This is a genomic window from Pseudoalteromonas sp. SK18 (assembly GCF_001974855.1).
In the GTDB taxonomy this organism is placed as follows: Bacteria; Pseudomonadota; Gammaproteobacteria; order Enterobacterales; family Alteromonadaceae; genus Pseudoalteromonas.
The window spans coordinates 1-12410 of record NZ_MTQB01000016.1 but is presented as its reverse complement, the minus strand read 5'-3'; the positions used below and the strand labels follow the sequence as shown (position 1 = coordinate 12410).

The window sequence follows — 12410 nt, the reverse complement described above, 5'->3', positions numbered from 1 at the left end:
ACAACAATAGCAACTAATATGTTTCTATAAATTTAAAAAGCAACTTATTAGTTTCCTTAAATGAACCTTCTACAGCAAATAAAAAACCGTCGTCTTGCTCTAAAAATAAAACAAAATGAAATGCCCATGCGCATTGGTATTTCTAGGCAACAATACCAGCGACTTGAAGCAAAAGGCAATCCCAGATTAGATACGCTAACATTAGTAGCTCAAGGGCTTAATAGTGAAATAATGTTAATACCGAAAGAAAAAATGAGTGTGGTATTAGCAGCCCTCAAAAACAGTGATGGCAACATACCAACCGAACACCAAAAGCCTAATCAAAGCCTACAAAAAATAACTGTATCTGAAGAACCATGGAAAGGATTACTAGAGGATGAGGATGAACATGGAAATTAATGTTTTAAAGTTAACACTGCATGGCCATGTAGTAGGCTTTCTTGCTGGGGGTAAAAATGGCTTAAACATATTCCACTTCGATGAAAGCTTTCGTTTAAATAAAACGAGGCCAACATTTAGCTTAACTACACATCCAAACTTCCCACGAGCTGAAAAAATGATGTCAGAACCTTGGGTAACAAACCAACGCGTTCACCCCATACTATCAAACCTACTACCAGAAGGTTCATTACGCGAACTAATAGCTCAAGGCCTTAAAACTCATGTAGATAATGAGTTTCACATCCTTTCGTACCTCGGGATGGACTTACCAGGTGCTTTAGTTGCTGAACCAATGAAGCCTGAGGATGTTCCAATTAGCCTATTTAATAGTCATGGCCAAGTAACTGCGGTGAATTTTGACAAGTTAAATCAAGAGAATAAATTTTCTTTGGCTGGTGTCCAAATGAAATTTTCTATGAAAGAAAAAGACGGCCGATATAATTTAGCACGAGATAATGTGTTAGGTGATTGGATCATAAAAACCCCCTCAACTAAACATAAAGATGTGCCTACTAATGAGTTTACATCCATGACTTTAGCGTCAATGGTAGGTGTGGATATTCCGGATATAAAACTAGTTAATATTGAACAATTAGATAATTTACCTCAAATTAATTTACCTGATGAAAAACTAGCGTTTGCAATAAAGCGATTCGATAGGCAAAACAATCAACGAATTCACATGGAAGATTTTGCACAAGTACTCGTTAAGTACCCACACGATAAATACAATTCAGGAAACTATGAGCAAATAGCAAGGATCTTATATCAGTTTTCAGAGGATGGACTCGCTGATGTACAACAGCTAGCAAGACGTTTACTTGCTAATATTCTGCTAGCTAATGGTGACGCCCACCTAAAAAATTGGAGTTTATTATATTCAGATAGAACAACGCCAAGGCTATCACCTGCTTATGATATAGTTACAACCAGTGTTTACATTGCAAATGAGCAACATTTTGCACTCAACCTCGCGAAAACAAAAGCATGGTACGATATCTCTTATAAACATTTTGAATACTGGTCTAAAAAAGCAGACATTCCTTGGCGAGCTATAAAACCTCATTTAGATGATGTAATTAATAAAGCGCGTACACAATGGCCAGATGCGATTAAGAATTTACCAATGAGTAAAGCACATAAACAACAACTTAAAACTCATTGGCAACGCCTTCATGAAGATTTTAGGTTCTAGGGATTAGGTTCAAGGTTCGAGGTTCGAGGTTCGAGGTTCGAGGTTCGAGGTTCGAGGTTCGAGGTTCGAGGTATTTAAAAACCTTGCGGCTAATATCGCAAGGTTTTTTTATGCATGTAGCAGCGGGTTCACCCCGCGTCGGTATTAGAATTTAGGTTCGAGGCTCTAGGCTCGTCGCTCGTTACCCGATGCCGATAAACAGCTGCCCGCTGTCGTGAATTTTAACACCGTGTTTGGCTTAACCTCTACCTAGCACCTAATCTAAGATTCAATATCTTTATTATCTACACTCATTTCTATTTGCTTATTCAGTAAATTAATTAACAAAATGCTGCGCATATCGCCATTGGGCTCTTTGTAAATTGCTTGAATACCTTTAAAAGAATCGTTATTAACGCTCACTACATCACCCGCTTTTGGCATGGTTGACTCAACAGTTTGTGAGCATTCACTTTGTAATTGTTCAATTAAACTTGTGGGTACCACTTGATAACTCACACCATAAGATACAAACCCACCAATACCGCGGGTATTTTTTACAGCAGAAAAACACCCGCTTTTTAAATCAAGACGAACAAACAAATAATTAGGAAACAAAGCGAGCTGCTTAACAGTACGACGACCTTTAATGAGCTTTTCTGTTGTTAATTTGGGGTAAAATGCCTCAATCCCTTGATTGGTTAAGTTAGCTTTTGCCCTTTCTTCTTGACGGGGTTTGCACATAACTAAATACCAATTTTCCATACTATATATCCTGTAACCTTAGCTTAACGATCAATCATCAGCATTTATCAACCGAACTCACAATTGTAAACTACTCACAGAATTGATGCGAGCCAGATAGTTAGGTTTTAGGTTTTAGGTTCTAAGCCTGTAGCCCATTGCCCGCTACCATAAATTTTAACACCGAGCTTGGTTTAATCTTTTGATCTGACTTGCGTAATAAAACACGGCCAGTATCTGCTAGGTTAGCTTCAGCCTCAGTAACCGCTAGTTTAACTCCATCAGTATTTAATATTTCATCTGCATTATTTTGTGTTAAACGCACATTTAACAGTACTTGTGGTAACTTTTGCATACCAGCAACATAGTCCTTTAAAGACTGCTTTTGCTGAATAAGTGCCGTTAACACTAATAATGAGGCTACGATACCATCACCCGTAGTCGCATAATCTAAATATAAAATATGGCCAGAACCTTCACCGCCTAATTTCCAACCGGTATTTTTTAACTGCTCAACTACGTAGCGATCACCCACTTTAGCGCGTTTAAATGGGATATCCATTTGCTTTAATGCAAGCTCTAAACCTAAGTTAGACATTAAAGTACCAACAACACCACCTTGTAGGTTGCCTTGAAGCTTAGCGGCCTTTGCTAAAACATAAAGTATTTGGTCACCATCAACCACAGTGCCCAAGTCATCTACTAACATTAATCTGTCGGCATCGCCGTCGAGTGCTATACCTAAATCGGCTTTGTGCTCTAATACAGCGGCTTGCAAGCTATCTAGATGTGTTGCACCACATTGCTCATTAATATTTAAACCATTAGGTTTATCATTAATACTAATAACCTCGGCACCAAGTTCCGAATATACATTAGGAGCGATATGGTAAGCTGCACCATTTGCACTATCAACAACAATTTTTAACCCTTCAAGTGTCAAATCTTTAGGGAATATTGCTTTACAAAATTCAATATAACGACCAGCGGCGTCATTAATACGCCTAGCTTTACCTAGCAACTCAGAGCTTACACATTGCATCGCGTTATTGTTTAAAGCTTGCTCAAGCAAAGCTTCAATTTCTAGCTCTTGTTCATCGTTTAACTTAGTACCAAAGTTATTAAAAAACTTAATACCATTATCATAAAATGGATTATGCGATGCACTAATCACTACACCGGCATCCGCTCTAAATGTAGACGCCAAATAAGCAACAGCAGGGGTTGGCATAGGTCCAACAAACGCAACATTTACACCCGCAGCAGAAAGGCCAGCTTCTATTGCCGCCTCAAACATATAGCCGCTATTACGCGTATCTTTTCCTATTAAAATTTCTTTAGTACCACTTGAGGCTAAAACAGTGCCAGCAGCCCAGCCTAGCTTCATTGCAAAATCAGGGGTAATAGGAAAAGTGCCTACTTTACCTCTTACCCCATCGGTCCCAAAATATTTACGTGCCATAATCATTCCTTAATAAATTTTACAAAATTTAGTTTCAAAAATAGAATATAAAAAAACAAAAAGCGCGAGTAAAAACTCGCGCTTAACGCTTAACGCTTAACAATAATGTTAATAAGCTTAGCACTGCTATATAAATTTCAGTTTGGAATGCGATACCCATTCCGCTTTACTGTTAACTTTTAAAGTTAACAACATTAGCTTGTGGCTTGGTTTCAACTGAAGCCCCTTTTTTGGCATTCCATACTAAATCACAAATACCGTCAGTAGGATTAAAGCCTGTAGGTGCATCAAGTAATAACTGACGAATTTTTTCATGCTCAAAGTTATGACAAGCAGTATCTAGAGCATCAATAAATACATTAAGCTCATTGAGTGGCAGCATTACTTCGTTTGCAGTCATTATACGCTCGTGCGGTGTTTGTTCTACGTTATCGCCTATTAATAGCTCTTCATATAGCTTTTCGCCAGGGCGTAAACCTGTGCATTTTATTTCAATATCGCCATGCGGGTTATGCTCGGTTTTAATTTCAAGGCCTGATAACCTAACCATTTTAGTAGCGAGATCTTTTATTTTTACTGAATCGCCCATGTCGAGTACAAATACGCCTCCACCTTTACCCATTGCTCCCGCTTGTATAACAAGCTGGGCTGCTTCGGGTATGGTCATAAAATAACGAGTAATATCAGGATGCGTTAATGTAATTGGGCCGCCTTGTTGAATTTGACGGCGAAATAACGGCACAACCGAGCCCGACGAGCCTAGCACATTACCAAAGCGTACCATACAAAAACGCGTTGTATGTTTAGTGCCCTGCTCTTGTGCTAAGCCTTGTAGTACTAATTCGGCCATGCGTTTAGTAGCCCCCATTACATTTGTTGGGCGCACTGCTTTGTCGGTAGAAATCAAAACAAAAGTATCAACCTTAGTATTAACAGCCGCTTTGGCTGCGTAATAGGTACCAAAAACATTATTACGTACGCCTTCTACTACATTGTGCTCAACCAATGGCACATGCTTATAAGCCGCTGCATGGTAAACAGTTTGCACACCAAAGGTAAGCATTACAGTTTCAAGGCGGTTAACCCGTTGTACCGACCCCATAATAGGAATTAACTCAATAGTTAATTGTTGCCGAGCTATATATTCAGCCAGCTCTTTTTCAATTGAATAAAGGGCGATTTCGCTACGCTCAAAAAGTACTAATTTAGTTGGCTTTATTTTAACTATTTGCCTACATAACTCAGAGCCAATAGAACCACCAGCACCTGTAACCATAACTACTTTATTAGCTATATTTGCAGTCATTAATTCAGGCTTTGGTGTTACGGGGTCGCGGCCTAGTAAATCTTCTACACCAACATCTCTAAATTCCGAAAGCTTAGCTTTACCTTCAACAACATCAGCCATCCCAGGAATTGAAAGCACTTTAATAGTTAATGGCTCAAGCTGAGCAAGAACTTCTTTACGCCGAGCACGGCTTGCACTGGGTATTGCAAGTAGTACCTTAGATGCTTTACCTTTGTGTACTAAATCATGTATTTCTTTAAAAGCCTTAACTGGTATACCCTGAATCACTGAACCATGCTTTGTTACATCGTCGTCAATAAAGGCACTTACAAAGTATTCCGGTCCCGCATTTAAGCCAGTAGCAAGTTGGCGCCCTGCAGAGCCCGCACCATAAATGATTACCGACTCTTTGTTGTTAGTCATCATTTTACCAATAAGTGCGCGCACTAAAATACGTGAGCCACCAACAGTTAATAAGCAAAGCCATGCAAAAATAAATGGCATTGTTCGCGGTATACTTACATTTATAAAAAACGCGAGAATCACTAAACTTATAGTTGTAATAAGTGTACCTAAAATAATCGCCCACAAAGCTTGCGAGTTCATATACCTAAGTACAGCGCGGTATAAACCTAAATTAATAAATGCCAACAAGCTGACAGGTATTAACATCGCTAACAACAACCAGTTATTAGCACTTTTTAAAGGCTCAAAGCTATCAAGCCTAACAATAAGCGCTAACCAAAAAGCGGCTGCTATAAAAAGTGAATCAATACATAGAGTAATTACACGCTTTTTAGCACGTGGTGCATTTATGATTGAACGGATAAAGCCATCCATGAGAAGTACCTTTTCTTAGCATTTAAAACCTAGAATCTAGAGTCTAGAACCTTTAACCTTTAACCTTTAACCTTTAAATTATTTAACTCTATCACCACTACCACTACCAGTCACCGTCATTAGTATATATTTAAAATAATTACCAATTGTTAGCGTATCAATCATTTCACGATCTGTTTTAGCTAGCAACTCAGGGGTAGACATATCAATCTCATTCACTTGAGCTAGGCCTGTAATACCTGGGCGCACTGCAAAAATATTTTTAGCTTCTCGCGCTTGCGTTAATTCTTCTTGGTTAAATAAACCAGGGCGAGGACCTACCAAGCTCATTTCGCCTTTTAGCACATTCCAAAGCTGCGGAAGCTCATCTAACTTAGTTTTACGTAAAAACCCACCAAAAGGTGTAATTGATGCAGTACTTGCTAAGTGACTTGCTACCGATGCGGTATCAACGGTCATAGTTCTAAACTTAACTAATGTAAATGGCTTTTTATTACGGCCAACACGTTCTTGCATGAATATAGGGGAGCCGGTATCAAATAAACCAATAATGTACAAAATCACTAAAAATGGCAGTGCGAATAACAATCCAAAAAGTGAAAACAAAAAGTCGAGTAAACGTATCATTTATAAATCCAATAATTATTTTGTTGAAGGCTTTTTAGCAGCAAGTTTAAAACCATGCTCAACTGAGTATGGAGGCGACCAATTAAGCGTATTTTTTGTATGGGAAATATCTAACTGAAGTGAGCCAGTTAATCTATCAATAACATCGTTTTTATTAAATAATTTACCTGCTAATTTAAAACACCAAACAGGCATGGGTAAAGCACGATTTTTTTTATTTTGCACCTTAGCCATTAACGCTACCATTTCAGCCGTCGATAAATCATAATCGTCAGACGCTAAAAACACATGGTTAGCCGCTTTTGGATGCTCAATACATACCTTAATTAAATCAACCAAATTATAAACAGAAACTAAGCTGCGCTTATTATTTTTAATTGATCTAAAAGGTAATGGTAATCCTTTACCTACAAAATGCATCAATGATGCAAAATTTGCTTTCACCCCTTCACCATATATTAATGGTGGGCGGATAATCACAATCTCCATGTCAGTTTGCTTACCCAGTTCCAATAGCTGCTGTTCAGCCTCTGCTTTCGAGATGCCATAAGGATCTTCGGCGGCGCGTTGATCATGCGCTGTATAGGGAGCTTTGCCAGTTGTACTTTCACCATTAACTTTGATGGTACTTAAAAAGATAAAACGCTTAACACCAGCCTGAGCTGCTTGTTTTGCTAAATTAAGTGTTCCGAGAGTGTTTACACCTCTAAACTCATTAAGAGGGTCACGAGCAATATCATTCATGATGTGAACTCTTGCTGCACAATGCACAACCACATCAACATTACTCAAAGCATCTGAGTAAGGTGATTTTGAATCTATACTATGCGTATAAACACAACCTAAATTAGATGGCTTTCTTCCTAGTAAGTTTAATTGATAGCCACCCTTTAACTGCGAAGCTAATACATTACCAACAAAACCAGAATAACCCGTAACTAATATTTTCAACATAACTATTCCATTACTGATAAGAGCTTTCGTGCCGCTTGTTCAACAGAAAACTTTTGTTTCAATAGTTTATACGCGTTAGCCCCCATTTTCTTGCGTAATGCTATATCACTCAATAGAGCTATAGCTCCTTCCGTTAGCTCCTCATCATTACCATTTACATAAGCAAACCCTGATTTGGAATCATTAATATAATTAATCAAATCATTACCAGTGTTAACACTGCCTAATATAGGTAACGACTGAGTCATATAACCTAAAAGCTTGCCTGGAAAATTATGAGCTTTATGCGTTTTTGCAAGTGAGAATAAACCAACATCTACTTGAGTTAAAACTTCTTTATATTGAACCTGATTTACAGAGGGTAATATAGTTACATTATCTAACTCTAAATCATCTTTGAGGGTATTAATAAGCTCAAACTCATCACCTTGCCCAATAAATAAAAAATGAGCGTTTAAGTAACCTTTAATATTATTAGCAAGTCGAAGTAAATTGCTCATGTCTTGAGCATGACCTATATTACCACCGTAAAAAAAAATTACTTTGTTAGTAAGTTTAAATTCTTTTCTAATATTTATCGAATAACTATCAAATTTTGAAGGTATTACAGATGCCCAATTTAAAAGCACTTCAGTATTTTTATATTGCGGGTTCGTCGAAGAAAAATAATCAATATTCGCTTGAGACATTAAACCTATCGTATCTGATGCCTTATAGTTTAAATGTTCGAAGTAACGAAAGTATTTAGCTATTAAAGAAGCCTCTTTAATCATCCCCTCATCAATTACCCACTGTGGGAAGAGATCTCTCAAAACCAAATAAATATATGTATTATACTTTTCTCTGAGCTTAGTTGTTAAACCACCAAAAAAAATTGTTGGGGAGTAGTTCACACATAAATCGAAAGGGGCTTTATCTACCTCCCCCTTGATAGCACTCCAAGCATGAAATGACAATAAACTCTCATTAAGTGCTCGCTTTAGTTTGCTGACACCTCGTCTTTCTCCTGCCCGAAAGCGCCACACCTGCACTCCATCAAAGGTTTCTTTAAGGAGTTTTATATTTTGATCAGGTAACCCTGGTGTAATAACTACTACATCATGTCCCTGCTTTATAAGCTCTTGTGCAAGTTCATGAAACATTTTTGCATGCACCAATGTACTACTTGGCAAATAATCATCGGGTAAAAGAGCGATACGCATTAATATTTTTTCCACACAACTCTGTTTACATAGTCGGTATAACTTATAATGGTTCGTAATACCTTGTCTGACACATTAGGAGCAATGTAGTTTTGCACTTTATTAATAAGTCTGTGTTCACCACGAGGTTGTTTATCAAGTATTTCGATAGCTTGTAGTATGCGTTCTACATTCATACCTGTAAACATAACCGCACCTTCTTCAAAGCCTTCGGGGCGCTCTTGTGCATCTCTAATATTAATGGCAGGAAAGTTTAAAATAGACGACTCTTCGGTAATGGTACCGCTGTCACTTAATACAACTTTCGCCTCCATTTGCAGTTTTACGTAATCGCTAAAACCAAGTGGTTTTAACAATTTAACTAACGGGTGAAACTCAAGGTTAAGTAAGTCAATTTTTTTTCTAGTACGAGGATGAGTCGATACAATAATAGGGTACTGATATTTTTCGGCAATGGCATTCAAAGCTTTTACATAACTGTTAATGTTTGTCTCTGAGTCTACATTTTCTTCTCTGTGCACACTTACCAAAAAGTACTCACCCGATATTAATCCTAGCGTGGTTAAAATTTCAGCATTGGCAATTTTGGCTTCATAGCGATTTAGCACTTCATCCATTGGACTGCCTGTTTTAACAATTAGATCGGGCTTTAAGCCTTCGGCTAATAGGTATTCACGCGCTATGTCGGTATAAGGCATGTTAACGTCAGAAATATGATCCACTATTTTACGGTTAATTTCTTCGGGTACGCGCATGTCAAAACAGCGGTTACCTGCTTCCATATGAAAAATTGGGATTTTTTTACGTTTAGCCGGAATAGCTGCCATTGCACTATTAGTGTCTCCTAATATTAAAATTGCATCGGGCTGTACATCGGCAAACATGGCATCGGCCTTGCTAATTACTTGCGCCATGGTTTCGGCGGCAGTAGCTCCGGCACACTCTAAAAATATGTCTGGTGCGCGAATGCCTAAATCTTCAAAAAATATTTGATTAAGTTCATAATCGTAGTTTTGCCCAGTATGCACTAACACATGCTCACAAAACTTATCTAGCTTTGCAATGGTGCATGACAGCCTAATAATCTCTGGACGAGTGCCTACAACTGTAACAACTTTTAACTTTTTCATGCTTTATACCTTTTTACGTAATCTGTATGCATATATTCAACAAGCTCGTTCCAAGGAGGTGGGCTAAACTGCGTTAATTGCCTAAATTTATCTGAGTTTAGCGAACGATCTATAACCAGCTCTTGCGACTCAGCAATAGTAATTTTTTTTTGGTATTGCTCTGCAATCAACTTTAATAACGTGTATTTATCAATTGGGTCTACCGATAAGTGCAATAAGCCTGCAACCTCTGGGTTTGGTAAAATATACTCTACCAACAGCTTCGCTATATAACAGGTAGGCAAGCCAGAGAACACGGCTTTAGAAAAGCCCTTAGTGCTTTCGCCTTGCGATAAAAACCAGTCTACTAAGCTTACAGCAGAAGTAAGCTCATGCCCTATAATCGAGGTTCGTAACGATAGATGTTTGCCATAACTTACTTCACCTAAACACTTAGATTTACCATACAAGTCACGCGCATCGGGTAATGAGTCTTCGGTATATAAGCCTACCTCACCGGTAAAAACACAGTCAGTAGAAAAATGAATCAATTTTGCATTAAACTGATCACAAACATTGGCCAACTCATGTGGCAGTAATGCATTAATTTTAACTGCATCTATGTGCTGCTTTGAAATACCATGCTGTTTAATTAAACCCACACAGTTAATTACTACATCAGGAGCCACTGTTTCGATTGCGTGCTGCAGAAAACTAATGTCGTAAGCGTCAACACCTGTAATTAACTGCTGCTGAGTGTCTTTAAAAAAATGTTCTTTGCCAGCAATACTTCTAACTGTACCAAATACCGATAAGTGAGCGTGTTCATTTAAGTTGCTAAACAAGCTATAACCCAACATGCCTGTAGCCCCTAAAATTAATACCTTCATGCTTACACCCCTTCCGGAACGACGATATTTCCAGATTCAATTTCACGCATAAAATCAAGCTTGCGTAGTAGTTGCTTCATACCTTCAACATCTAAACGATCGGTATTATGCGAGTTGTAGTCTTCTACTTTAGAAAGGTCTGCGTCACCTTCTTCAAAAAACTTTGAGTAGTTTAAATCTCTATTATCGGCAGGTACTCTAAAGTATTCACCTTGCTCTTGCGCTACAAACATTTCTTCGCGGCTACATAAAGCTTCAAACAACTTTTCACCATGGCGGGTGCCAATCACATTTACAACATGCTCAGGTTTGTTAAGCATATCGAGTAACGCGGTTACTAACACGTCTATAGTTGCTGCTGGCGCTTTTTGTACAAAAACATCGCCATTTTGACCATTCTCGAAAGCATGTAATACTAAGTCAACCGCATCGTCTAAAGTCATCATAAAGCGGGTCATGCTTGGGTCGGTAATAGTAATAGGCTCATTATTAACCACCTGGCGAATAAACAAAGGAATAACCGAGCCTCGTGATGCCATTACGTTACCATAGCGCGTACAACATATTGTGGTATTGGTATGCTCTAAATTACGGCTTTTAGCCACAATCACTTTTTCCATCATCGCTTTTGAAATACCCATCGCATTAATTGGGTACACAGCTTTATCTGTACTCAAACACACAACGCGTTCAACATTATTAGCTATGGCAGCTTCTAACACATTTTCTGTTCCTAGCACGTTAGTTTTAACGGCTTCTAATGGGTAAAACTCACATGATGGAACTTGTTTTAGTGCTGCAGCATGGTATACGTAGTCAACACCGCGCATTGCAGTATTAATGCTTTGGCTATCGCGTACATCGCCAATATAAAACTTTAATTTGTCAGAGTTAAAGTGCTTGCGCATATCGTCTTGTTTTTTCTCATCTCGTGAAAAAATGCGAATTTCTTTAATGTCTGTATTTAAAAAGCGACGCAAAACTGCATTGCCAAATGAGCCGGTGCCGCCGGTAATAAGTAAAACTTTGCTTTTAAACATAAATAACCTATGTAAAATTTAAAATCAACGAGAATAAATGATTCTCAACTTATGTAGAGAGTCACTACTTTCAACGTAATCAAGAGCAAACTTTCTGCTTTTATCTCTTAGGATTCGATGCTCATGTTCATCCATTGAGTAAACTTTTTTTATAATACGCAGAAAATGAGAAGGCTTTTCAAGACTTACTTCCCAACCTACTCCTATCTTTTCTAGGTTTTTCCACGGAGTTCTATCACTAATTAATATAGGTAAGGAAGAGGCAAGTGCTTCCCATATTGCTTGGCCAAAATTCTCTCCCAAAGTAGGTAAAACAAATAAATCATATTCTTTCATAACGCTGTATGCATTTTCTGGAGAAAGGGTACCTAATAAATTAACTTTCACGTTATTTGGCAATACTGATATTTTATTTTCACAACTATTTAAGTAGTTAAGATCTTCTTTAGGCCCATATACATCTAAATTAACATTTATATCTATTTCAGATAGGATATCTAATAAGTAATGAAGATTTTTCATGGGAGAAATACGTGAAAAAAAAACTAAATTAATTTCATTGGGGATTTTAATAACCGTCCTTTCAATTTTAGATTTCCATTGACTAAAATTAGGTAGGTTATTAATTCTATTTATTAC

Annotated in this window: 12 protein-coding genes; 2 read left to right on the top strand and 10 right to left on the bottom strand. The window is 37.8% G+C overall.

Translation table 11 applies throughout. From position 1 onward, the window contains the following. Positions 1–60: 60 nt before the first annotated feature. Together BW139_RS12285 and BW139_RS12280 are read left to right on the top strand one after the other, a co-directional pair. Entirely contained in the window at positions 61–399 is a 339-nt protein-coding gene (locus tag BW139_RS12285) for a helix-turn-helix transcriptional regulator (RefSeq protein ID WP_076919867.1), read from the top strand. After that, complete coding sequence (locus BW139_RS12280) at positions 389–1636, top strand: type II toxin-antitoxin system HipA family toxin (protein ID WP_083708670.1); 1248 nt, start codon at positions 389–391, stop codon at positions 1634–1636. The genes BW139_RS12285 and BW139_RS12280 overlap by 11 nt, the downstream gene beginning before the upstream one ends. A gap of 261 nt (positions 1637–1897) precedes the next feature. Here BW139_RS12280 and rfaH read toward each other — a convergent pair whose 3' ends face one another. From rfaH to BW139_RS12230, 10 genes are all read right to left on the bottom strand, one after another. Further along, complete coding sequence (rfaH, locus tag BW139_RS12275) at positions 1898–2380, bottom strand: transcription/translation regulatory transformer protein RfaH (protein WP_076919865.1); 483 nt, start codon at positions 2378–2380, stop codon at positions 1898–1900. Positions 2381–2501: 121 nt separating this feature from the next. Next, positions 2502–3821 (bottom strand): phosphoglucosamine mutase, encoded by a 1320-nt coding sequence (gene glmM / locus BW139_RS12270; RefSeq protein ID WP_076919864.1) that lies wholly within the window; start codon positions 3819–3821, stop codon positions 2502–2504. Between the two features lie 172 nt (positions 3822–3993). After that, a complete protein-coding gene (locus BW139_RS12265; protein WP_076919863.1) occupies positions 3994–5949 on the bottom strand; it encodes a nucleoside-diphosphate sugar epimerase/dehydratase in 1956 nt (651 codons plus the stop codon). 78 nt (positions 5950–6027) lie between these two features. Beyond that, positions 6028–6576: a sugar transferase gene (locus BW139_RS12260; RefSeq protein ID WP_076919862.1), complete on the bottom strand. Its 549-nt coding sequence runs from the start codon at positions 6574–6576 to the stop codon at positions 6028–6030. 15 nt (positions 6577–6591) lie between these two features. Beyond that, on the bottom strand, positions 6592–7530 hold the full coding sequence (locus tag BW139_RS12255; RefSeq protein ID WP_076919861.1) for an SDR family oxidoreductase: 939 nt from the start codon (positions 7528–7530) through the stop codon (positions 6592–6594). Positions 7531–7532: 2 nt separating this feature from the next. Continuing rightward, on the bottom strand, positions 7533–8747 hold the full coding sequence (locus tag BW139_RS12250) for a glycosyltransferase family 4 protein (protein ID WP_243532565.1): 1215 nt from the start codon (positions 8745–8747) through the stop codon (positions 7533–7535). Continuing rightward, on the bottom strand, positions 8732–9862 hold the full coding sequence (gene wecB / locus BW139_RS12245; RefSeq protein WP_076919859.1) for a non-hydrolyzing UDP-N-acetylglucosamine 2-epimerase: 1131 nt from the start codon (positions 9860–9862) through the stop codon (positions 8732–8734). Before wecB ends, BW139_RS12250 begins: the two co-directional genes overlap by 16 nt. Beyond that, positions 9859–10731: an SDR family oxidoreductase gene (locus BW139_RS12240; RefSeq protein WP_076919858.1), complete on the bottom strand. Its 873-nt coding sequence runs from the start codon at positions 10729–10731 to the stop codon at positions 9859–9861. Before BW139_RS12240 ends, wecB begins: the two co-directional genes overlap by 4 nt. Positions 10732–10733: 2 nt before the next feature. After that, positions 10734–11771 carry a polysaccharide biosynthesis protein gene (locus tag BW139_RS12235; protein ID WP_076919857.1) on the bottom strand — a complete coding sequence of 346 codons (1038 nt, stop codon included), beginning with the start codon at positions 11769–11771 and terminating at the stop codon, positions 10734–10736. 24 nt (positions 11772–11795) lie between these two features. Beyond that, the coding region (locus BW139_RS12230) for a glycosyltransferase (RefSeq protein ID WP_139336336.1) at positions 11796–12410 on the bottom strand (615 nt) is incomplete at its 5' end.